Here is a 23,113-nt window from a genome sequence, read left to right as displayed (position 1 = left end):
GTTCTTTAGAATAGTTCGAAATCTTTTATTTCATCAAGCCAGTCCTCCGCCCTCTCCATCTTCTTGACTGGGTCCTTGGTGATTTTCCTTATTTCTTTGGTCGCATCGTTTACGATGTATAGAGCAATGGCCGAAATTTTGCTCACCGCCCTGACAATCCAGGTAATATCAATTTTATCTCCGGAAGAAAAATAGCCGAGCTCTATAATGACCTGCCCGTTCTCACTTGGTCTGTTTGAAGAAATGATTGTAAATGGAAGTGTTTTGTCGACCCGCCTTTGCATGGATACCGAATTGAAAAGTTCTGCCGCAGGAGCCGCGATGGCAATAAGATATTTCGTGTAAACGAGTGTTTCGGAGTCAAGTTTGTTGACATTTGCTTTGGTAAGCGCTTTTTGGAAAATCTGATAATAAGCCATGATCGTATATTTAATGTTGAACAAAGCTGTGACTAATAATCAATATTTGTTAGGGGGAAATTACGGTATCTGACCCCGTATTTTTGCCCGTTTTATTTAGCAGAAGACAAAATGATCAAGTAGAAATTTACTGATGAAATTATGAGCGAATATAAAAAAAATTATATCGGTGACAATAGTTATTGAATCAAAACTCATCCGAGCGAGATCGGTAGTTGTTGTTAATCAGGAAATTTGAAGAACTGAGGTTCAAACACCCACATAAGTTAACTTTTGAATTGGCAACTCGAAATTATTGTTTTGCTCAATTTCGATATTTTTATAGAAAACCTCAAAACCATGGACTTTAAAAAAAGCGCACTGACATTTGCTGAGCTAAATCATTTCAATGCCTTTCTGCTTCAAATGAAATTGATGCATGACAGGAAAATACAGCCCATATATCGAGGAGATAACCTAAAAGCACTTCGTGCTAAGCTTGGCTTATCCTCTTTTCAGGATGATTCCTATTTGAGTATGTTATTAGAGAGGTTGTTTATGGTTGGAGAAAAAGCAAGACGTTTCTGTTCATCTGAGTTCTTTGGATTATCAAAGGACAACATAATAAAAATTGATGACTGCGATGAAAATGTATTCAACTTTATATTCGATCAAATTCGAAATTCGACCAAAAACAAGAATTTGCCAACTAAAACTTTTTTTGATAAGAATCCTTTCTTCCGGGATTATCTCTTAGGCAAGGAGAATAAAAAGTTCTATTCCCAAATAATGATGTCCTTAGCGCCCAGCCAACGAATGCCATTACGAAATTATTACCTGACCTTATTGCATCAATTGGGAGCGATTAATTATAGGGACAACTCATTATTATTATCTACCACGATCGAACAGGATGCCGCTGATCAATTTACGTCTTCCTTTGAAAAAAACACGATTATTCCTTTACTCTTTCAGAAGCCTCCACTTCCCAAAATAAAAGTATTAAACTTCACTGTTGGCAACCTGTTGCACATGGCAAACGAAATTTAAAAAAAATCGGTCTGCCGCAATATAAGGGAGTACCATATTCAAACCAAAAAGAAGTTTCTTTGCTTGCGGGAATTTTGCCTCACTATATAACTGGTTTGGAGATCGTCGAAGACGCAAAGTTCCACATAAATCCCAGTCTTTTTAATGGTTCCATTAATGAAGCTTGTTTCTGGATGGCTTTAATCTTGATCAAACTAATTTCGATAAAGTCCTTGATCAGACAAACTATGAATCTGGCTACGAGACGGACGGAAATAATACTTGGGAAAAATAAATACTATACAGTCACCCGGCATATACCCTATCCAAATGTGAAGCTGTAACAATTCCCCATTAATCCACAATATCTTCGTGTCCCATTACTGAATTGTGGACTTGGAAATTTTGTGGTATGGATTTCAGAAACAGCTAGCTACGCATTGAAGAAGTCAAAAGCATCGACATGGTAAAATTGCCTGTCATTACATACCCAAAAGCCTGTCAAAATAAATGGACGTGACTACCGGTATCTTTCTCCATTCAGAGATGAGCAAACTCCATCCTTCAAAATCAACCACGTGCTGAATAAGTGGTATGATTTTGAAGTAGGCAAAGGCGGAAGCATTATTGATTTCTTGATCCTCAATTTCAATAAATCTATTCCTGAAATAACACAAAAATCTTTCAATTTTTTTTATTCACCGTTCATTGGCTTGGTGGCCAGCAATTTTCCCATTATAAATATACTCTTAAGAAGAAAGAAGGCTTGCCAGCTTCTTCAAATCTTGAAGTAAAAAGTTCGAGATTTGTACCAGCGGGATCACTTGAAGAAATAACGAAAAGCACTAAAAGCCTGCAAATCAAACGATTGCAGGCTTTTTTGTTTTCCGGATTACCCCAAATTTTTCAATTTTTCGCAGAAAAATCGTGAGTGATTCGGTGAGTAAATCTGCTAGCAATCTCAACTCACCAGAAACCACTTAACTAATTGTATATCAAGGTGTTTAATAGATAAACATCTTGTTTGGCTGGACTTGCAAGACTAATTTTGTTTCACCTTTTAACTCAAAAGTTATGAAGACGAACCTGAGTCTGCTTTTCTATCTCAAAAAGCCAAAGAATTACCAAAAAGGTCCGGTGCCGATTTATTTACGACTTACAGTCAACTCCAAAAGAGCTGAAATAGCAACAGGAAGGGTATGTGAACCTCTGCGTTGGAATGGAGGATCGAGAAAAGTTCTTGGAACCAACGAAGCCGCTAAATCGATCAATACCTATTTGTCTCAACTCGAACATAAAGTCTTGATAATTACAGGTGAATTTGAACGTATTGGATCAGCAATTTCAGCTGAATCGATCAAGGAGGCTTTGATAGGAAAAAAGCAAAAAGCACCCATGCTGATGACCGTAATTGGGGAACACAATAAACGAATGGAATCGCTAGTGGGTCAGGAGTATGCTGCTGGTACTTTGAAACGATACAAAGTGCTACACAGCCACACACTGGCATTTTTGAAGGCGCATTTCAAATCGACAGATATTGATGTGCAAAAGATCGATTTCGCCTTCGTGACCGATTATGAATTTTACCTGAGATCGGATCGCGGAATGAACAATAACTCGGTTGTCAAGCATCTTAAAATGTTCCGAAAGATCTTGACCTTTTGTAAGAACAACGGATGGTTGGATACCGATCCATTTGCCAATTTCAAGGGCAGATATAAAAAAGTAGACAAGGCCATACTTACGGAGTCAGAACTGGAGAGTCTAAAAGCAAAAGACTTTGCCTCCGAGCGTTTGGATCAAGTCAGGGACACTTTCCTGTTCTGCTGCTATACCGGCCTTGCCTATTCGGATGTGCTAAAGCTCCGAAGAGACCAGATAACCGAAGGGATCGACGGGGAAAAATGGGTTTTTACCAAGCGTCAAAAAACGAATGTTGCATCCAATATCCCGCTCTTGCCCGAAGCATACAGAATTATCGAAAAATATGATAAGTATCAACACTGTCTAGTAAAACAGGTGATACTGCCTGTACCCAGCAACCAGAAAATGAACGAATATCTCAAAGAAATTGCAGTTCTCTGCGGAATCAACAAAACATTAACTTCGCACGTTGCAAGGCACACGTTTGCGACCACCGTCACACTCCAAAACGGCGTACCCATCGAAAGCGTCTCAAAAATGCTAGGACATACCAAGATATGTTGAAATTGCGGGACCGCATGGAAAAAGCTCGCGCTTTGGGCGATTAAATGTAATTCCAAGTGCCCAAAAATTAACCCAAGAATAGAAAAAACTAGTCAATAGTTTTGCCCGTTTTGGGGGATTCTTTTTCAGTAAAATAGACTATTTCATCGGGAAAATGCTGAATAGTGGATAGCGTAAGGTTTTTAAGAGCCCTTTTTCTTAAAACTCAGAGAGGAACTTGAAATATGTCTATATCTATCTAAAAATCAATATCTTACAACGACATTAAAAGTCTGCTCACCGAATTGCTCACCTGGATTTTTTGGGCTGCAACCAAGCATAAATTTAGTCCGGAAATTTGTTTAAAACAACCTTAATAACAGCGAAAGAATTCGTATCCGTAGGGCCATTGATGGGTTTCTGCCAATCATTCCACGAGAGTCAAGCTCGATAAGATCAGAAAATGAATTAAAAGGATCGTTGTGACCTACTAGTTGAATCCGGCTGATCCAGCAAATGGATTTCACATTTCCGTTCAGTTCTCATATTAGAGTACAGTAGCTTGAAAACTTGGAAAAAAAAGTAAAATTCAAATTGCGATTTGTTACAGAATCCGGCGCATTCAAGAACGGGGACTATGTCAAACTCTCGGTAAGTTGATAAGGAATTTTTTCTTAATTTGAAGGTCAATATTCGCTAGGAGCGACACAATACCTTGGCTAGATGCTATGAAGGTAATGTAATCTCACCCTTTTGCTTAATTCGTGTTTTAAATTGTTAGCTGGTAGGCATTAAACCGAACGAGTCCAGTACATTAAATGGTGTTTATTAGTAAAGCATAATAGCTCGTAGTAAATCAGTATTGATCTTGTCAGAATACACAAGTCAATGGTTCTGGACAAAGCGCTATTGACAGATTATCTTTCCGACAATATCACATTACTAATTAGTTCATACGTGTCTGATTTCCAAATATAACCGTCGTCAGTTAAAATCCAATCATCGAATTGATGAGCAGCAGGTCTTTCCAGTCCTCTACTTGTCATTATCCAAATTATTGGTTTCTTATTTAGCCTTGCGGATTTGACATAACTACGTAAAAGCGGTGAATCGATATTACCATCTAAAATGATCAACAGACAATTACTATTTTGTACGCCCTCTTCTAACGACCTTACGGACTTGTCGCCAACCTTTATCTGTTCAGACTCCATCCAGTAACTAATCCCCTCATTACGCAGCCTTATTTTTAATTCAAAAAGCAGTCTATCATTAACGCCCTTTTCCTTGTAATCTATAAAGACATCCCATTTATTTACACTTGGATCAAAAAAGTATTCTTTCATAGGCTCTCCCCAACCTGGATCCAAGACCGAATCAATATCTTCCTTCGCCTGTTGCATAACAGATCTTGTAAACGTTTTGAGTTCCATCTCACTTAGTTCCAAATCTTGACCATCAGGCAATATTTCTTTGACAATTCCACCATAAATTTCTGGCGAACTCAGCGCATTTGAAAGATTGTTAAATGCAGCTGCGAAAAGATCAGTCATTTTAGTATCCATTCTGTCAAAATAATAGCCGTGAAAGCACCAAAGAGCAGATTGTAGCAACGGAAATTCTTGTATTTCAATAAGTAGAACTTTGAGTTGACTTATGAAAGTGGTATACTTAATAAAACCACGAACACTGCGAGCTGCCTCAGAAGCGTCGTTTGAGGTAAAAACTTCATGCAAGGCATCATAGGATGACAATATCGCGTTAACTTCGTTTATTGTATTATTGTCATAATGAACAAAGTCAAGCATTCCCATAAACCGCTCAACATCCCTATCCTTTTTTAGAAATCTATACAAGTAAATAAATTCTGTAAAAGCACCGATTGTATCCAAGTTGGATTCCCAAATCTCATCTTCATCTTTTTTAACATACTGAAGTACATTTGCAACCATTAAATATGGATAATTTATAAGGTAGTACTTTTTAACAGCAGGATTTTCTAATACAAGTAGAATCTCATCTCTTAATTTGGGGTTAAGCGTTCTCGGGACATAACCGGAAAAAATTGCAATAAGTAAAAGGCAATAGAAATCTAAGAGAGAATCTATTTCAAATCGGTGCACAAGCTCAATTCCTTCTACAGGGATTGGATTATGAAAGCGCAACAAATGTTCGAGGCCAGCTTGGTCTCCTTTCTCAATATAATTTTCAAGTAGGTTCTTTAGCCCTCTGGCGGCTTTGCCCTTATCATGAAATTCTGCTTTCAATGATCGGAGGTTTATCTCTTGGCTATCCATTTCTATTTTATTATAGACCTAAGGTAATTAAGTGGCACAGAATAACTTTGATTAGGCTTGCATACCTTGGAGTGGCTTGAACTTGCGATAATTATTGGGGCGGCATCCAATAAGAATGAACCATTTTTTACAACCTTATCACCCATTGCATGGACGACCAATTTTGCTTTAGAAAATTCACCAACGCCTTTGTCTTGCAGTTCTTTGGTGTAGTCTTTGATATATTTCAAAATTCCTACATCCGTGGGGATAAGGTCATTGAGAATTGGGTATTGGAATTTGGCAAAAATACCTAAGAGGCTTAGCAGCCCAGGGAGAGCCTGCATTGCTAATGGGACAATTTCTGCCCCATTGTGCGCGGGTGCAAATAGTGCGAGAGAGGATTTGTTAACCCATGACTGCTTTTCATTGAATGCTAGTAACTGAGCTTGACGGGCTAGCACAGCTCCAAGTGAATGGGCAACCAGTGTTACTGTTTCATATTCCCTTTCCGGTAGATTTTGACCAGAAGGCAGTATATCATTTTCCAGAGGTTTTTGAAGCAAATTTAGAAACCTATATAGGTTAGTGGAATGATCGTGCGCCTGCCCTTCAAAAGTATCATAGCCATAAAAAATAATATCCGTCGTCTTAAAGTGTTGATCAAAAAGGATCATGGAGAGAAAGTTGTTCCAAGTGTTTGTAGCATTTCCCCCAAAACCATGGACAAATACTATCAAGTTTTTAGGCATTTCATAGCTAAAAAAACCTTGTGTATTAAGTCCGTGCCTAATAGCGCATGGAACAGTATGGTTAGCTTCCATTTGAATTTGAATTTGAGAATGGCGAGCTGAATTTACTTAATTATATTATCTATTTACGTTGTGTATCATTATGAATATAACCGGTAACATTATCAGTGGTCAGGTATCGGGTGATACTGCCAAACAACTTTCCGAGCGGTTTGGAAAAATAATGCAGGATCGTACCAGCTATTCCATTAACAGGACTGATACCTCTATCAGCCGCTCAAAACAGCTGGATTCAGCCATACCACCTTCCAAAATATCTTCGCTCAGCTCCGTTGAATTTGTCGGAATGGTTGCTGATAATCCGGATCAGAAAATTGAGCTGAAAGCTTTTCAATGTGAAATATTAAATGACCATGATGCTTTAAAAAAGGAAGAGATTAGTTATCAGAACATTCCGGTGATCCGTAAACTAGACAACATGATCGTTCAAAGGAATTATGAACAGATCAGAGAGGATGTGCAGGATGTTATTAAGGCCGAAATGGAACGATTACTGCAAGATCCGGAGTTGGCGCATTTGGTCTTAACGAAATGATAATCAGCTATACTGACCAACTCCACTATTCGTCTAAACCGGTACTACAGTTTTAAAAAGTAGCTCACCTGTTTACCTCATACTTTACTTGTACGTTCTTAACGACTATTTAAATCCACCCTACTCAGAGGTTTTATGGAAGTTCCCGGGGGGCTGTTGAAAGGGAGCACCTCTTCCAAGTATTGTGGCTTACCCAACGTAAAAAAGCACCAGTCGAATTTTTCAAAACAAATTAATTGACAATACATCCATAATGGTATTCTTGAAATTACGAACACGCTTCAAAACAGCAAATCCATTACTTGATCCATCAGAATTAGTGTTTCCTTCAATCGTCTCAAATATGGTCTGTTCAACCTTGGTGATGATTCCAGTATGTATCCAGTCAAATTCACTTTTCTGAATTAAGAAGATATCTCCTGGTTTTGCTAAAACATTACCGCCCCTTAAAACAGCATTTCTCAAAAGTGCGTTTTTTACTAATCCCCACATACCCATTGTGTCGCAGCTGTAAGTGTGTGGTAATAGGTCTGTAAAACTCCTTCCGATCGAAGAATAAGCTTGATCCAATACTGTTTGTACAAAGTCCATACACCATAACCAATCTGAACGTATCCGGCCAACGAACTACACCTTGATTAATTCCTGGTTTCCCGCGTAATTTTGCGGATACAGGCTAGTGATGCTTTTATGGTTGATTGTGGCGATGTTTTGCAAGGTGTTTTTTAGCCAATTGTAGGGATTGACATTGTGTTTTTTGCAGATAGCAAAAAAGGAGTAAATCATAGCAGCGCGCTGCGCTGCTTCGTGTGAGCCAGCGAATAAATAATTTTTTGGGCCCAGCGCCAACGGTCTTATAGAATTTTCGATTTGATTGTTATCGATCAACAGATTTCCGTCATATAGATAGGCACTGAGTGCGTCCCAGCGGCCATAACTGTACTGCATCGCCTTTCCAATCTGGCTTTTTCGGAGCGTACTTTTTATTTGTTCAAAGATCCATTTGCCCAACTCGTTGATAACTGGAAGGGATTCTGTCAGCCGCAGCTCTTTGATTTCAGCAGCATCCAGCATCAGTTGGCTGGCCTTCCGCTCCACAGCGTACAGTTGCTGGATCATCGATAGTGCTTTTTGCGCCCTGGTTTTGTCATTATCCAGTGCCCGTTCAAAGCGGTCCGCCGCCGCGGTCCCGACGCGCATGCGCCCAGCAAGCCAGATGGATAACATCTTTCCGTTTTCCGTGCTTTTCGTAAACTGCGTACCCATCCGTCTGCAGATAGCCTTTGAAGCTTTCCAACATCGTTTTCGCTGCTGCGGATCCTCTTGTGGGTTGGTAATCAACGAGAACCACGCCATCCAAAGGGCTGTGGTAGACCCAATAGTATACCTGATGACAAGCGCCTTTCTTGTCACTTTCCAGTACTTTAATCGGGCTTTCGTCGACCTGAAGATAACCTTTCGATTTGATATCAAAGACCAGTTGGTCGTAAAGTGGCTCGAGCTTGATCAGGGCTTCCTTAGTCCATCCTTCCAGGGTTGAAGATGCAATTTGGATATCTTCCCGGGCAAAGCGCTGTTTTTGGCGGTAAAGCGGAAGATGTTCCTGGTATTTATCGGTCAAAATGCTGGCCAGCAGCCCGGCAGAAGGTATTCCTTTATCAATAACCCGCTCTGGGAGTTGGCCAATCTTTACACCCTCTACGTTTTTGGCAGCGTATTTATAGCGGATATATCTTTTGATCAGAAACTTGGCAGGCTGATAGTCAAGCTCTTCCGTAACTTCTTTGCCGATACAGGTCATTTCCGAAAGATCACCAGCAGGATAAATTTCGATCTCTTCAACAGGCAAATGTGATGGAAGTGGCGCACCGCCTTTGTGATTGGGCCTGCTGCGGACGTAGCTGATCTTTTCTTTCAGAATTTCCTCTTGTGTAGCAACTTGCTCGGCGGGGGGGGCAAAGGGGAGTACAATTTGGGCAGGATCACCCTCGAAGCGCTCCCGCTTTTGACCGAACTGCATCCGCTTGTACATCGCAAGCTGAGATTTGAGGTAAGCGTTTTCTTCTTCCAACTCTGCTATTCGCTCTTCACCGTAAGACTTACTTCCCTTACTTATAAGGGCTATCAGTTCTTCTTTTGAAAGCGATTCCAGAGACAATTCCATGCACTAAAGATATAGATCCACAAGCATTTCAGCTAATAAAATGTGGCCTTTTTTCATGCCTAAAGGCAGAATCTTGTCTTCTGTGTACTCTTTTGTACCTGGATGCCCTCTACCATTAGAACCAGCTCGGCCCAACTCAAAGATGCCCGCCCGTCCATTGCCTTAGGTAAAGGAAACGTTCCTTTTTCAAGGCGTTTATAATACAAAACAAAGCCCCCGTTTTCCCAATGAAGCAATTTGATATGGGTCCGGGGCCGATTCAGAAAAACGAATACTTCACCACTTGTGGGATTGCGACCAAGCTCTGTGCTTACCAAGCCACAAAGCCCGTCAAATGCTTTACGCATATCACAACGACCCTGGCAAAGAAAATAGCGGTGCGATGAACTCAGGCTGAACATCAGTAAAGCTTGATCAACTGGGAGATTGTAGCCAGGTCATTCCCTTGATAATTTAATTTCACGCCATTTGGGTAGACAACCTGGTAAGAATCACTTGATGTTGCCAGCTGGCTGGATATCTGAACAAAGCCGCCTACTTCTTTAACGATCCGCCGAGCGGCTGATTTTTCTTTCCCAGCCCAGTAGCCGAATTTTGCTACCGTAATGCCATGCGGCTTGCAAAATTTACTTTGACTTAGGCCACTTTTACGCCACTCCCTTACTAATTTGAACATTTCTTCTGACTGATCCATTTTGATTGGTTTTTCAGTCAAAAGTAAAAACCACATTCTTGCTAAGAAATATGTGGTTCATAGGCTGCTTACGGCAATCGGGAAGTCGTTTCTGAATATAAAAATATTAATATAAACAGCTACGGTACCTTATACTACATATAAGGTACCGTAGCTGTCAAGCAATTTATCCTAGAATAGTTATATTTCCGTAAAACCAATTTTAAACTTCGGGCTCCAAAGTTTTGTCAGCAAAATCCTCTTCAATATTATCGAATGCCTCTTCCAATTCGATTCTAAATAAGTTTTCGGAAAGGCAAACCATTGACACAAATGTATGTACCACCCCCTTAAGGGTTTCACTTTCAAAAACTGCGTCTTTTTTTAGGTAATCCCTATCCTTGCAGTTTTCAAACCAGTCGTTGAATTTGCGATTCCTAACATGTCCCTGATCTTTTCCATTGTCACAAATCCAGATCAATGCCGAGTTTGGTTGTACAACAAAATGACTATAAACTATGAAAATAATTGTTGCCCTTAGCTTAAGATCCGTTTTTGGTCTAGATGACGTAGCTACTCCAAATTGATATACGCTACCATGCAAACGCGGATATTTAGGGAAGAGATAACTTCCATCGAAAAAATAAACATCAACTTCGATGTTATCGATGGTAGTAAATTTGTATGATCCTGAGGCAGTACTGCCAGTAAAACTATATAGTCCTGACAAACTTAACCCCTTTTTCGTTCAACTCATTGACAGATATCGCTCCTTTAAAATAAGAGTCAATTACTTGCTTTTGAGACTGCATTCTTTGAATGAAATCTCTACCCGACTGGGTCGTTACTTTTATTACTTTTTCTTTCTTTTCCATGGTACTACATGATTTATCGTTAAAATAACCCACATAGTGTGTGTGCTATGCGTCTTATTGAGCTATCTACGTTTTTACAACACAACTAGATCATAAGACGAGCCAGCATTCGAAAAGTAACTATTCATATCTAATACACGCGAACATGGTACTAGCAAATAGAATTCGACTACTGTTATACAAAAGTACTAGATAAATAACGGTATGTCAAAAATTTGACATACTAAAATCTGGTATACTAAATTTTGATGTACTAAAATTTGATATGCTATAACTCACAATGCCGTTAAAAGGGAAAAGAAATAGGATGTCTACTCCCTGCAAATATTTATAACACGGAAAAAGCAACCCGGATAACGAGCGGCTCTATGACAAATAGATAAACGCCTATCAAACAGCGGTCATCTGACTATTTAAAAACTTGTTTACAAAATACGTTTGCCCTTTGCCCGTCACTTTCACGGTCTTCCCAATCTGGATACCAGTCGATCTCACAATCGAGGTTTCCTTGATTTCAAACAGCCCCAAATCCATAGATCTCTGAGTCGGCATATTGTGATCAGTCGCTCCGCGTCTGATCAGATACCCATTTCTACGCATCCATTCGAAAAGTCTATTCTGGCCAATATCAACACCGTGTTGCTTCAATATTTTGGCAAGCTCATTAACCAAAATGGTTGTTTCAGATGCAGAAACCGCATCAGCAAAGATGATCTTCGGTCTATTTGCCTGAATTTCGCTGTTGGCTTCGGTTATAAGGGCTTGCCCTCGCTCCTTTTCTTCTTCTTCTTCTTCTTCTTCTTCTTCTTCTTCTTCTTCTTCTTCTTCTTCTTCTTCTTCTTCTTCTTCTGCTGCTGCTGCTTGAACGATCATCATGGCAAGATCCTTACTGGAAAGCGCTGCCGGCGTGGCAGCAACTTCTCTAAGTTTCTTTTCGCATTCAATGAAGAAGCGTCGCGGATGTTTTCCTTTTTCATTTCCTTCAAGCATCGCAAGTTCTTTCGCCATGTCGAGCGTGAGGGTGTATTCCTTATGGGTTGAAGCCCCTGAGGAGTTATTCATAATTTTATGAAAAACCTCAAAGTCTTGATTTTCAATAAAACCGTACTTGGTTATCCGATTTTTCATCCAATCAAAAAATCTTGCATTTGTTTCGAATATTTATTTCTTTTCTAACAAAAAATGAAAAAGTTAGAAATAGGCGACCTGCTACTTTATTCGCCAGATAATACACCAGTTATTTTAAGAGATGAACTAGATATAAGTTCTCCAACACGTCTAATTTATGTTGAGCCCGAAAAATCTTATATATTCTGGTCAAGAAAAGTTGCGTCAGGTACTTTAGCTCCAATCCCTCTCTCCTCGCCTTTGGCAGAGAATTTACCAATTACTTGTAAAATAGCAGGCTTGATAAGAATTGAAAAGCTAACACTACATGGCGAGGATTATATGATAAGTGGGTATGGCAGAATTGGAAAAATAAAATGGCCATTGCCAAAGGTTGTCCGTTTTGTCCATGAGGTTCAGCATTTTCTACGATCAGAAAAGGACGATTTCAGTGAAATGATTTACAATCTTGGAGATTTCAACAAAGCTGAACTTCATGACAAATCGTTGTCAAAGCCTAAGTGTTAGATAGTTTGAAATAAATATTTGGATCTTGAGAATCTCCAAAGGCTGCCATATAAATTATAGGCGGAGTGTTGTCTCCAAGTATAAATTCAAGAAGCCATTTATCTTCCCCATGCACACTGAATTGATGGAGTAAGCTTTTTACCAGACAACTATCATCTAGTTCAATAGATGTGAACATTGACCTCCTTTCAATAAGCGAGGGATAATCCTCCGATGTGCTTGATAAAATGAAAAGGTTATGGTTGCCGACAAAATGCACTAAATATTCACGTCAATAATCGATTTCCAATAAATTCCCATTTGACCTCTTCCCGTTAAGATTCGTTTTTTGACTTCCAAAATAGCAGATTCGTAGTCAAATCGGATACTTAGAAGTCTTTCCATATGTTCAAAATCGTTAATGCGTTCAAATGCAAACTCCCAATCAACGTAATAGCTACTCATTGCTTTTAATTCGGTATCCATTTCGTTGTGTTCTATCTAATCAAATAATAGATCGTTGATATATCTCGCAGCTTCTAAGTCAATATCATTTAATACCACTTACGAAGGGAGCTGTAACCAATCCTTACCATTGAAGAAATAGGTCTCGTTTTAGGGCCTCGTTTTAAGGCCTCGTTGTGATTTTTAGCAAGGCGAGAATATAGAGTATGTACTTGCTTGTATGCTTCGAATACCCCTGCTGTGGACAACTGTTCAAGCTTTTAGTCGATTTCAAATGGACAGACATAAGGATTAATGACCACTTCTAAACATCCACAATCTAAGACTTCAATCGATTCCAAAAAAATGATAACTATTAATTGTATCCATTAAATTGATTATCACGATATTGTAACCTTGTTGACCTAAACCTCTATTAATAAATGATCGGAAACAAACCTGCACGGAACAAGATTTTCATTTCGTACAGAAGAATGGACTCCGAGGACACTTCGGGACGCCTCTACGAAAAAATTAAAACCATATATGGATCGCAGAAAATTTTTAAGGATGTAGATTCCATTCGATATGGTGACGATTTTAAGGAAAAAATTATCTCTACAATCTCCGAAACTCAGATAATGCTGGTTATCATTGGCAGACAATGGCAGAACGCAGTAGACGAGAATGGAAATAGTAGACTGCATAACCCAAAAGACTATGTTCGCATTGAAATTGAATTAGGTCTGTCAAATCCCGAAATTATTGTGGTTCCAGTCCTAGTGGGTCGAGCCAATAGGCCAGACGCCGCCAAATTGCCACATTCACTTCGACGACTTGTAGAGCTTCAAGAGTTGAATCTGCGTCCGGATCCTGACTTTGAAAATGATTTTAAGCGGCTAAAAGATACTGTTGACATCATCGGTTTATCCAATAAACGCAGAAAAATTGCAAGTTTTTTTGTTGCAGCATGCCTCCTTCTTACTGTGATCGTCCTAACAGGACTTTATTTGCGACGAAATTATTGGGGCACTGTAAAGGGCAATGCAGCTCTAGAACAGAAGAAAGAAGAAAAACTGAAAGATTCAACTAGTATTTCACCGAACATTGCCGTACAAAAAAGCACAAACCCTTTCAAGTCAGAAGCGTCAAAACGAACTAATGAACTCCCTACCGAAAAGCCCAAAGAAGATCTCTCGAGTAGTAATCGCACCGAAACAGTAGAAAGAAAACGAGAATTCGATGCTGATTCCGCTGCGTTATCGTTTGTTGATGCCGCTAGGTTTTATTCAGACAAAGATTTTAAAAATGCAGCTATTAAATACAAAGACGCAATAACGTTTGACCCGGACCGTGCAACGACGACGGAATACTTTTATTGGGGATTGGCAAATTATCAATATGGAATGTCAATGAAAAGCGCCGGAGTATCGCAAGCTATCATCAGAAAGACTTTTAATGAAGCAGCAACAATTTTTCAATCTGTAATCGAAAAGAACAGAGAATGGCCATACGCTTATTATTGGAAAGGCAAATGTATCGTTGAAGCAGGTGGAATATTCCCAGCGTCCCCGAATACCTCATTTGCAGGTGCTTACGAAAAATTTATTAATCTCACTAAAAATGCTGAACCCGGCAAATATAACTCCTATTTGAAAACTATTTACCAGGATTATACAAAATTCTACGTTAACAATAACAACAAAACTGAGGCCAAAAATTATGCCACAAAGTTACGTGAACTAGATCCGGGAAATGAATTGGCCGGAGAAGTCCTAGGCAAGAATTGAAACTACGACCTACTCAAACGCATATATAACGCAAAGATATCCTAAGAATGGAGAATTCGGATTGCTTGACCACCTAATTCCGTGGCAGATTGACCACCAACAAACTATTACTCATCAATATTTAAATAATTATAAATCAATTATTTAGCATGGTCAACTTCAACCGAAACGATATATCCGGAATCTATAAAGGCTTTCCCTGACTAAGAGATGGGTAGCTCAGAGTACGATCATTCGGACTGACTTCTTCCAGAGAATTGTCAAAGATCACAATTATACCGTTTCTTCTTCTGTCGCATGACTACTTTTGGCAAACAGTCAACTGTTATTGCAAAGAATTTCATCTGCATCCAAAACATAATTCCCAAAATACGTTACAAGAATCGGGACTCTTAGGAGATGAGCAAAAACTTGTCAAAAGTCCTCACACGTAAGTGTTCAGAAACAGACACTAGTCAAAAGAAGAGTTGCAGATTGATAAATTTACCATGTGAACAAATGCTCCGCTTTCCTTCTGGTGAGCATGTAAGTTTGTCATGAAAATGCTCACCGAATTGCTCACCAAGACGAGCCACTTTTTCAGATTTATAGATTAAAACAATGCTGATAATCAAGTCGTTAACCCCTTAGAAACAAAAATAGCGGAGGGAACACCTCCGCTATAACTAGCTAAATATCAATGACTTATGTTCCATGCAGAGAGATAGCGACATGAAACATGCCTATATCTTCTTGAAAATCAATATTTTACAAACAACAAGAAAAGTCTGCTCACCGAATTGCTCACCTCGATTTTATCGGCTGCAAATATAAAATAGAACTAGCCTTTTTATTCTGATTTTGCAATGGTCACTTAGATTCTATTGCGCATAATTGCGATCCAGAACCTATCAATTCAAACCAGCAAAAACATTTAGTGATGTATTCTTGTCAAGAGCCAAGGCCAGATTAGTCATATCCATTTTTATCTTTTTGTCCGATAGAGCATGCAGATCAACTTCGCTTTTTGTAATCTTTAAAGCGTGAAACGAATCTCGGACACCCCCATCCATTCTTATCACATCGTAAAACCACCTTTTCTCAGGGGGCTTTGCTTCGTTCGGCTCCCACTTGTTTTATATTCGCCTGACTTTTTTGGTCATATCGCTGATCCGGAAAAGCCTGTCTTTTACGGTTGAAACGTAGCTGTTCTTGCTTTCCGTTGACAAGCCTGACTTTTTGATCATCTCTACTGTCTTTTCCTGGGCGTTAGCGTAACTTTCACGTATGGTTGAAGCCCTTTTCTCTGTAACTGCCAGGCGCTTCGCAAATTCAATAAAATCCGGCCTTCCGTAGTAACCGTAGGCCGAATAAAATGGCGCGTCCAGGCAGTCTTCGTATAGCTCTAAGGCGATATCGTTCTCATAGGGTGTGTGCAATTTCGTGCTCATCAGATCGTAAGCAGGCGTGAGTCGATATTCTCCCGTTTGAAGCTGAATCAGCGAGAAATTATTGAGATGAGCATCACCGTTGCCTAATACATAATTAAAGACTATCAGCCTGAAGAGTTCTTCAAGCGCCGGGCGGCACTCATGGAGATCATAGAAGACAGGCACGGAAAAACGTCCCTAATCATCACTTCTCAATTGCCTGTCAACAAATGGCATGAAGTAATAGGAGAAAAAACCATTGCCGATGCAATTTTAGACCGTATCGTGCATGACGCACACCGTGTCGAATTAAAGGGGGAATCAATGAGAAGAAAAAAGGAGCTCGAAAACAGCTACGAATAATTATAACTTTTATTTACTATTTTTGAATCGCTTCTACTAGCATTTTCTGCTACCGGCCGCCAGCTAATCAGGTGGTCAATTTGCCGCGGAATCAGGTGGTCAACTTCTCCGAAATACTCACTTAGACCACCAAATAATATTTTGTCGTATAAACAGGCGTTATGTTGAGTGAAGTATATTCTGCTCAAATAACCTTTACACTAAATGGGAGAAAGTGGGAGAGGAGTTTAGTTTAGGAGCAGATTTGGATCTTCGATGTAGTATTTGCAATAACCTATTATAGTAGCATACGACATTTAGAAACTAAATTTCCCTTGACTGTCATATGCCGGGCATGCGTATGTACTATTTTTGGTGATTGTTCCATCTTCATAGACCATGATGTAATTGAAGGAAATGATTGACCCAATACCACTTCCGAAGAAAGCGTAACCGATAATTCTTTTATCAATTACCCCACCGCCATCATCGGTGCAATCTTGATAGGTAGCAGCTGATGAGTGTCCATGGTTTAGAGTGAATCCCCCTTTCGACACAAAGTCTCCAAATCGTAACTCACATGTGTTATCAAAATTTAGAGTAAGAGTGCCGTTTGACAAGCCATAGTGCTCTATATCCGCCTTCAAACTTTTACCCATCAAAGACCGATATATCTGGTTATTCAAGGTCAAGTCAACAGGAAATTTAATTACGCGATTATTGCTTCTGTCGGCAATTGTTATGAAATATTCTCCAACATGATAGTCATCTTTTGTAACAGGGTAATTAGCAATACTAAAATAGTGGCTTGCGGCGTCAAGTTTGTACTCTCCCAATTTGACATACTTTCCTTTGTATCTCAATCTATAATACTCAGAGAGTTTGTTTGGCACTACGATTTTATCCCCGGCCCGAAGCGTTTTTACTGGCGACATTTGTGCATAGTCACTTCTGTAATTACAAATTTCAAGCGTGTAATCTTGGATTTGATATTCAATATTATGTTTAGAAAAGACGACGGGGCTGCCGAAAATATGATGTCCTTCTTTATCAAGAATTTCTGCAACCAGCTTATAGGGTTCATTTTTTGGAGGGGCCATCTGTGGGAGTTTCCAAGTAGCATCTGCTGTCCACTCTTCCTCCAAATTACCATTAACGCCTTCATCTACCAGTATAGAATTTTTAACGGATACAATCTGACCGGCTCCATTTTCCAATTTCCAATTAACCCTTATTTCACGCCTTTGAATTTGGTCAAACCTTTCAGATAGTTCTCGCAATCTAATGGAAACATATTGCACATCTGAGGCTACGAACACGCTGTCAGTGAGCCTTGTTTTTGTTAATTTTAATTGTCCAGGTATCAGCCTGCCGTCAAAAATTTGCAGTTTATCCGTCAAATTAACTGGCGAAATGAACGCATCAACCAGATGCTTCAGTTGGTACAAATCGGAAGCAATCCACGTAGCGTCAAAAAGTGCGAGAAAAAAACCTACTTTTTGTGCGGCGAAAGCAGTTAATGTTCTTACCGACACAGCATATAACCAACAGCCAGGATCTACTAAAAAGGTTTTGACATGACCGACAACCATTTTTAGTAAGTCAATTTGAACTTCTGAGGCCGTTTTTTTAGAGAGCCTTGCCTCGGCTAGTGCGGCTGCCGCTTCAATTCCGACGTTTGCTAACATTTTCCTGTAGCACTCACTTCCTCTAACCGTAGGAGCGCTTTTAATAACCAAGCCGAGTGTCATTGCAGCCAATTTAACCGCAACGGCATTTGTATTCAAGTTAGCCGCTTCTTTTCCAGAATGACTTATTTGAATCGTGTAATAATCGTCCGATAAGGATTCCAAGCCCTGTATATGATCACTGCCAAAAATAAATGGTTCAGGTGATAAGACAAAGCTTTGACTATTGGAAGAAGATGAAGCAGCGGTGAGGGTTACTTGAATGTTACTATGGACACGATTTTCAATCTGAGTATTGGATTGTGAAACCCACGATGCGATTAAGGTTGGATCGAGATCTTCCTGAGTTCGTCCGCCCTTTAAATCATCCCCAAAAAATTTGGAAATTATATGCCGATTTATGCTCTTTAACGAATTAAAATATGCGGGATCCTGCGAAAAAATGGATTTCTTTTCCTTTAAATGTTGGGTAGCAATTACGGCCAGGTCCTTAAAAACTTGATGAGAAATGATTTGTTTTTCAAGCTCCAATTGTTGTTCCAGTTGAAGTTCGTGGTAAGCTGGTAACAGTTCAAGTAATCCAACCGCCGCAGTGGTACCGTCTAGGGTTAATTCTGCGCTTGTCGAATCGGTTCTGATAAGTGCCAGAAAATGATCGTCTCCGTCTACCAGAAAGACAGTTGATTGTTTTTGGGATGGAACCAGAACATTATTTTTGTTCGTGGCTATTACAGCAGTATCAACAACTGAAATTAAAGTTGTCCCATTCAATTCGAATTCAGGAGAAATAGTAATGTTAACGGTGTGGTTACCAACAGGCGTGGATTCTCCTCCTGATGGAATTGGTGTTACATCAGTGTCTCCGGGTTTTGAGCAAGCAACTAATGTTAGGAATAACGCCCAAATTATTGTCTGTAAATTTTTTTTCATAAAAGAGTTGTAGGCCTTATCAAGGATTGTAACAGTAATAACCGAAGGAATTGCCCGGTAAGGGACGGCCAGATTGCCTTGCTAATCCTTGATACATCTCACCGACAAGGCTCGACCGGGGCTTTCGGATCCAAGGCCGGTATACTCACCCTTTTTATAGCTTCCAAAATACAGTTCATATCCATTCGACGTACGAATGTCATTATTGATACCTGCCATATAATATTCTCCTTCCAGAGTCGAAGTCCACCAATGACCAGTACTGTAATATTCACCAAAAACGTTTAATGTTGTTAGATCACTGGAATATTCATTGCTCCAGGCCTTCATGCCCGGCAAAAAATTTAAACCGGAGGTATTTGTACCATTACCACCAGTGTAGTCATTGTATTTTTTATCAGGAATATTCCGGCCGGTTGTAGCCCTGATTTTTTTACCAACCTCGTTCTTACCACCCAAGAATTCAATTATTGTCTCAAATTCGCCTTTACTTGGGACATCCCAGCCAATAGGTGCGAATCCCCTTGGGTCAATCACAGCATAAAAATTGTAAAGCTTGCCGAATTTTGCGCCGTTTTTTGGGTCAAAATTAAGATAGACGAAACCAGGTTTGTGGGCTACACAGAAGGCCTGCCATTCGATTGCGTTTTAGGCCTCCGGAATTGCATCCCCATTTCTAAATGTCGCTACATCGAGTTTCCTTTTGCTCCATACCTGATTGCCAACCACAACCGGTCCTTCAATTTCTCCTGAGGCATTATACAATTCCTTTTACGGGCCGGTATTAGATGAATTACAACTCCAGACAAAATTAGTAGGCACAATTCCATTTCTGCGTTTCAGGCATTGCTTGGTAGCTATCTGGTCTGCATCTTCTTTACTCGTACTTAAACCTCATCCATAAGCAGTGCCAACTTTCCCCTCAATGGTTCGGTAAGCAGCACATGCCGAGCCACTATATGACAATACTATTGTGCAGTTTCCACCTTTGCTCTTGCATTCATCCAACGCTTTTTTCTCTGCCTCAGATAGGGTTGGAAAATCCGCTGACCAGCCAAAATAGTATCCGTTAACGCGGTCAATAGCTAACGCACCGAACTTGGGAGTAACAGCCTTCGTAACCAAAAGTTTTGTAACTGGTTTTTGGATTGTCCTGAAGCGACAGCCGTTACAAGTATCAATAGAAGAGATACGCTAATTTTCATGTTGGATCATTGTTTGAATAAACTGATAAGAGAATGGGCTTTAAATAGTTCTGGTGAAACTATGGTGCAAAATATACTGTCCAGTATTAATTAGCAATGCCGATTTTTAGGTATATTGACATACCAAAAATATGAAAGCTCAACGTTCTTTACAATATTATCAATAAGTGTTTACATTGGAGGTTTAATACCAATGATTTCTTTTATTTTATTTTTTGGTAATTATATCTTTACTCACTCAGTTAAAGGAACCACTCCCTATAAACACTAACTCTCACAGCCATGGATATCGATTTAAAAAACGAACTTATCAATCGTTTCATTAGTCAGGACAAATTTAGAAAGGACCTAAACCAGCCGTTGTCAGTATTCTGGCGAGGGGAAGACTGGGCATGTGGTACAGATGGTATTTGTTTGATATTAATAAAGGAAGAGCAGTTAAGAAATTCCGGGCTAAGGGCACCGAATGTTAATGTTATTATTCGAGAGTTCAACATTTCACAGGTTATCTCCCTCCTGCCATTTGAAAATGCGCTTGATGGGGTGGACACTACTTTAACTTTAATGATTGGTACCGACTATCCGTCAAAAAATATAATCCATGGAAGTATGGTCTGGTTGGACGAGGTGAATTGATACTAAATTTTATTATTTAACAAATAGCGCGTATCATACAAAGTCTACTCAAGTCAGTGCTTGAGGGTGAAAATCCTTAAAAAATGGGTTAGACTAAAAGATAGTTCATAAACGACCACAAGCGTTTTTTGAAAGCTATAGGGTACATAAATGAGCATCCCATATAGTTGAAAGCTTCCTGGCAGCTAGTTCCGACGAGCATATTTTAAGAACAGATAAATTAAAACCCTTCAATATTCAAAGGATGGCCGTGAGGTTTGCACGTAGCAAACGTCTCACTAGAAAAAGAGCTCTACAGAACCCGCGGTACTTTTCGCGGCGGCCGCTGCCGTTCAATCTTTTAATTTAACCCATTGCTGCAATAAATGAAAGAAACAAGGCTATTGTTACCTATTCATTAGAACTGAAAGGAGCCAGAAAACTATTGGAGCAGGTATGATAGTAGATGAATCACAAAAGCCTTATCAATTAGATTTGATCAGGTTCTTAACCTGATATGGGAAAGAAAAGGGACCCCGGAAAGCTTTATTATTAATTCAGATTCACTAATAAAGAAAATTAGTAGTAAACCTGACACCGGTTTGAAATTATAAGCGTTAACGATTAAGTAGTGGATCAGTGCCGCGCACGATCAGCGAGCGTGTGATTCTGTTAACAGAAAGTTCAATCTTAAATCCGTGTTCAAAAATATCTATCTGGAATTATGAAATTAGTTATTTATTATACGCTTAGTAAAATCTGTCAAAGGTGCTTGGTTACATCCTTTTTTTTGTCACTACCCTTCTCTAATGAAGTAATTGGACAGGAATGATCGACGAATGTGAAAATGCCACCGGAGCAAGTAACGATAGAGAAACCTAAAATAGAAAAACCATTTCTGGATAGGGAGCCAAGTTCTAAGAAGCCACCGGGGGGGGACGGTGGTGGCCCTGAAGAGCCTGGCAGTAGTACCGGTAGCAGCATTGGTCACCTTGTTATCGAAAAAAACACTCGGCTGGGTAAATTGTCGGCCGAAGATATTGATATATTAAAAAAAATTTGGTCTAAGGCTCTAAGAACGACAAGGAAAAACTTTACTACGAGGATTGAATGGAGCCGCGGTGGCATGCAAGAGGCCTTGCGTGATTTTAGAAAATTTAAATTACTTCAAGAGAATTACCGAGAAGGGGTATACCGGGCAACTTTAGAAGATGGAAGCAAAATATCATTATACCCCAAAAGTAGTGAAGGATTCCCGACGATTCAACTTAACATAAAGGATGGTGCAAGGGTAAAGATGAGATACACAACTCAAGAAATTCAAGTAATCAACAACGACCATTGGTACGCTGACCAAACTATTAAAAAGCTTTTACCAAATATTATTTCATCAGACAAAAAAACGGGGCCCACAAAATTAGTCGGCCAGTTTGCCGGATTAGCATTTGCGGACTCCTATTCATCCCAAAAATCTCAATATGGAATCAGGGTCTTCCCCGTATTTGAATATGTAAACGGTATGGATGAAACCTTCATTATTAAGACTAGGTTCTTCTTACGAGATGAGAGAGGGGTTTCTCCTGAGGTCAAAGAAGGAATTAGGAATCTTATATATCGACGTGCATATATAAGTGAGGTTAATTGCGCACAAGTAAACCAGATTGACTTGGATATAGGAGCAAAACACTCGCCTTTTTATGAAGGTTTCTCCGTATTTATACCATACTCCGAAATAGCTCCATATCGACATTTAGAACTATATATGGATCTAGAATTATGGACAGAGGAGGAACCAAAAATGGCCAAAAGCACAGTTATGTATGTTCCACACCACTTTGGGAAATTTTAGATGTGAATCGTCCTAAAATTGGAAAATTCGGAGCTGTTGACCACCGTAATTCGGTTTAGACTGACCATGCTATTTCGGACTGGATTGACCATAACATCATCCTTGCTCACAGAAAGTTAAAGAAAAGTTCAGGAGGTAAGATAAGTGGCCATTTAGCCACGGAATTGGGTGGTCTAATGTCCCGTATTCTCCAAACACGGACTGATGTAGCATGTTTTCAACACAACCGCCCCGGTAACATTCATTGCAAAGCATTTAAGATATCCGAGCAGTTA

22 protein-coding genes and 2 pseudogenes are annotated in these 23,113 nt (G+C 39.6%); 9 read left to right on the top strand and 15 right to left on the bottom strand.

Annotated features, from left to right (window positions below; translation table 11 throughout):
- Positions 1 to 5 precede the first annotated feature (5 nt).
- Entirely contained in the window at positions 6 to 419 is a 414-nt protein-coding gene (locus AC1XUD_RS15925; protein ID WP_483362016.1) for a hypothetical protein, read from the bottom strand.
- Positions 420 to 692: 273 nt separating this feature from the next.
- On the opposite strand from AC1XUD_RS15925, the gene AC1XUD_RS15920 reads away from it, so the two are divergent.
- The 3 genes from AC1XUD_RS15920 to AC1XUD_RS15910 all read left to right on the top strand — a co-directional run bounded on the left by AC1XUD_RS15920 (position 693) and on the right by AC1XUD_RS15910 (position 3,638).
- Positions 693 to 1,448, top strand: a complete 756-nt coding sequence (locus AC1XUD_RS15920) for a hypothetical protein (protein ID WP_483362015.1) — start codon at positions 693 to 695, stop codon at positions 1,446 to 1,448.
- Between the two features lie 455 nt (positions 1,449 to 1,903).
- Positions 1,904 to 2,221 (top strand): CHC2 zinc finger domain-containing protein, encoded by a 318-nt coding sequence (locus AC1XUD_RS15915; protein WP_483362198.1) that lies wholly within the window; start codon positions 1,904 to 1,906, stop codon positions 2,219 to 2,221.
- Positions 2,222 to 2,501: 280 nt separating this feature from the next.
- On the top strand, positions 2,502 to 3,638 hold the full coding sequence (locus tag AC1XUD_RS15910) for a site-specific integrase (RefSeq protein WP_483362014.1): 1,137 nt from the start codon (positions 2,502 to 2,504) through the stop codon (positions 3,636 to 3,638).
- 896 nt (positions 3,639 to 4,534) lie between these two features.
- On the opposite strand, the gene AC1XUD_RS15905 is transcribed toward AC1XUD_RS15910, so the two are convergent.
- Positions 4,535 to 5,884, bottom strand: a complete 1,350-nt coding sequence (locus AC1XUD_RS15905; protein ID WP_483362013.1) for a TIR domain-containing protein — start codon at positions 5,882 to 5,884, stop codon at positions 4,535 to 4,537.
- Positions 5,885 to 5,916: 32 nt separating this feature from the next.
- Positions 5,917 to 6,717: an esterase/lipase family protein gene (locus AC1XUD_RS15900; RefSeq protein WP_483362012.1), complete on the bottom strand. Its 801-nt coding sequence runs from the start codon at positions 6,715 to 6,717 to the stop codon at positions 5,917 to 5,919.
- A 70-nt stretch (positions 6,718 to 6,787) separates the two neighbouring features.
- Here AC1XUD_RS15900 and AC1XUD_RS15895 point away from each other — a divergent pair, with 70 nt between their 5' ends.
- Positions 6,788 to 7,240 carry a hypothetical protein gene (locus tag AC1XUD_RS15895; RefSeq protein WP_483362011.1) on the top strand — a complete coding sequence of 151 codons (453 nt, stop codon included), beginning with the start codon at positions 6,788 to 6,790 and terminating at the stop codon, positions 7,238 to 7,240.
- 222 nt (positions 7,241 to 7,462) lie between these two features.
- Here the strand turns inward: AC1XUD_RS15895 and AC1XUD_RS15890 are convergent, their stop codons facing one another.
- From AC1XUD_RS15890 to AC1XUD_RS15860, 7 genes and pseudogenes are all read right to left on the bottom strand, one after another.
- The gene (locus tag AC1XUD_RS15890) at positions 7,463 to 7,831 is read right to left on the bottom strand and encodes a CHAP domain-containing protein (protein ID WP_483362010.1); all 369 of its coding nucleotides are present in this window, start codon (positions 7,829 to 7,831) and stop codon (positions 7,463 to 7,465) included.
- Between the two features lie 36 nt (positions 7,832 to 7,867).
- Positions 7,868 to 9,404 (bottom strand): annotated as a pseudogene (gene tnpC / locus AC1XUD_RS15885) (IS66 family transposase).
- A 59-nt stretch (positions 9,405 to 9,463) separates the two neighbouring features.
- Positions 9,464 to 9,805, bottom strand: coding sequence for an IS66 family insertion sequence element accessory protein TnpB (gene tnpB / locus AC1XUD_RS15880; RefSeq protein WP_483362009.1), 342 nt, complete (start codon positions 9,803 to 9,805; stop codon positions 9,464 to 9,466).
- Positions 9,805 to 10,098 (bottom strand): IS66 family insertion sequence element accessory protein TnpA, encoded by a 294-nt coding sequence (tnpA, locus tag AC1XUD_RS15875; protein ID WP_483362008.1) that lies wholly within the window; start codon positions 10,096 to 10,098, stop codon positions 9,805 to 9,807. The genes tnpB and tnpA overlap by 1 nt, the downstream gene beginning before the upstream one ends.
- A gap of 202 nt (positions 10,099 to 10,300) precedes the next feature.
- Positions 10,301 to 10,807 carry a DUF6169 family protein gene (locus AC1XUD_RS15870; protein ID WP_483362007.1) on the bottom strand — a complete coding sequence of 169 codons (507 nt, stop codon included), beginning with the start codon at positions 10,805 to 10,807 and terminating at the stop codon, positions 10,301 to 10,303.
- Positions 10,791 to 10,952, bottom strand: coding sequence for a hypothetical protein (locus AC1XUD_RS15865; RefSeq protein ID WP_483362006.1), 162 nt, complete (start codon positions 10,950 to 10,952; stop codon positions 10,791 to 10,793). Before AC1XUD_RS15865 ends, AC1XUD_RS15870 begins: the two co-directional genes overlap by 17 nt.
- A 390-nt stretch (positions 10,953 to 11,342) precedes the next feature.
- A complete protein-coding gene (locus AC1XUD_RS15860) occupies positions 11,343 to 12,113 on the bottom strand; it encodes a phage antirepressor KilAC domain-containing protein (protein WP_483362197.1) in 771 nt (256 codons plus the stop codon).
- Positions 12,114 to 12,134: 21 nt separating this feature from the next.
- Between AC1XUD_RS15860 and AC1XUD_RS15855 the strand changes: the two genes are divergently transcribed.
- The gene (locus AC1XUD_RS15855) at positions 12,135 to 12,587 is read left to right on the top strand and encodes a hypothetical protein (protein ID WP_483362005.1); all 453 of its coding nucleotides are present in this window, start codon (positions 12,135 to 12,137) and stop codon (positions 12,585 to 12,587) included.
- Between the two features lie 258 nt (positions 12,588 to 12,845).
- Here AC1XUD_RS15855 and AC1XUD_RS15850 read toward each other — a convergent pair whose 3' ends face one another.
- Entirely contained in the window at positions 12,846 to 13,052 is a 207-nt protein-coding gene (locus AC1XUD_RS15850; RefSeq protein ID WP_483362004.1) for a hypothetical protein, read from the bottom strand.
- A 401-nt stretch (positions 13,053 to 13,453) separates the two neighbouring features.
- On the opposite strand from AC1XUD_RS15850, the gene AC1XUD_RS15845 reads away from it, so the two are divergent.
- A complete protein-coding gene (locus AC1XUD_RS15845) occupies positions 13,454 to 14,800 on the top strand; it encodes a TIR domain-containing protein (protein WP_483362003.1) in 1,347 nt (448 codons plus the stop codon).
- Positions 14,801 to 15,915: 1,115 nt separating this feature from the next.
- Here AC1XUD_RS15845 and AC1XUD_RS15840 read toward each other — a convergent pair.
- Positions 15,916 to 16,395, bottom strand: coding sequence for a HipA domain-containing protein (locus AC1XUD_RS15840; RefSeq protein WP_483362002.1), 480 nt, complete (start codon positions 16,393 to 16,395; stop codon positions 15,916 to 15,918).
- Between AC1XUD_RS15840 and AC1XUD_RS15835 the strand changes: the two are divergent.
- A pseudogene (locus AC1XUD_RS15835) lies at positions 16,381 to 16,572 on the top strand (ATP-binding protein); the annotation flags it as partial. The gene AC1XUD_RS15840 and the pseudogene AC1XUD_RS15835 overlap by 15 nt on opposite strands.
- A gap of 296 nt (positions 16,573 to 16,868) precedes the next feature.
- On the opposite strand, the gene AC1XUD_RS15830 reads toward AC1XUD_RS15835, so the two are convergent.
- The 3 genes from AC1XUD_RS15830 to AC1XUD_RS15820 all read right to left on the bottom strand — a co-directional run bounded on the left by AC1XUD_RS15830 (position 16,869) and on the right by AC1XUD_RS15820 (position 20,294).
- Positions 16,869 to 19,169: a hypothetical protein gene (locus AC1XUD_RS15830; protein ID WP_483362001.1), complete on the bottom strand. Its 2,301-nt coding sequence runs from the start codon at positions 19,167 to 19,169 to the stop codon at positions 16,869 to 16,871.
- A gap of 81 nt (positions 19,170 to 19,250) precedes the next feature.
- Positions 19,251 to 19,811: an FISUMP domain-containing protein gene (locus tag AC1XUD_RS15825; protein ID WP_483362196.1), complete on the bottom strand. Its 561-nt coding sequence runs from the start codon at positions 19,809 to 19,811 to the stop codon at positions 19,251 to 19,253.
- 252 nt (positions 19,812 to 20,063) lie between these two features.
- Positions 20,064 to 20,294 carry a DUF4189 domain-containing protein gene (locus tag AC1XUD_RS15820; protein WP_483362000.1) on the bottom strand — a complete coding sequence of 77 codons (231 nt, stop codon included), beginning with the start codon at positions 20,292 to 20,294 and terminating at the stop codon, positions 20,064 to 20,066.
- A 362-nt stretch (positions 20,295 to 20,656) separates the two neighbouring features.
- On the opposite strand from AC1XUD_RS15820, the gene AC1XUD_RS15815 reads away from it, so the two are divergent.
- Complete coding sequence (locus tag AC1XUD_RS15815; protein WP_483361999.1) at positions 20,657 to 21,010, top strand: hypothetical protein; 354 nt, start codon at positions 20,657 to 20,659, stop codon at positions 21,008 to 21,010.
- 826 nt (positions 21,011 to 21,836) lie between these two features.
- On the top strand, positions 21,837 to 22,838 hold the full coding sequence (locus AC1XUD_RS15810) for a hypothetical protein (RefSeq protein ID WP_483361998.1): 1,002 nt from the start codon (positions 21,837 to 21,839) through the stop codon (positions 22,836 to 22,838).
- The last annotated feature ends 275 nt before the right edge of the window (positions 22,839 to 23,113 follow it).

It is taken from the genome of Dyadobacter sp. HNCC25DJ184, assembly GCF_056895215.1.
Note: the sequence above shows the minus strand (reverse complement) of the source record. Positions and strands in the feature narration are given on the sequence as shown.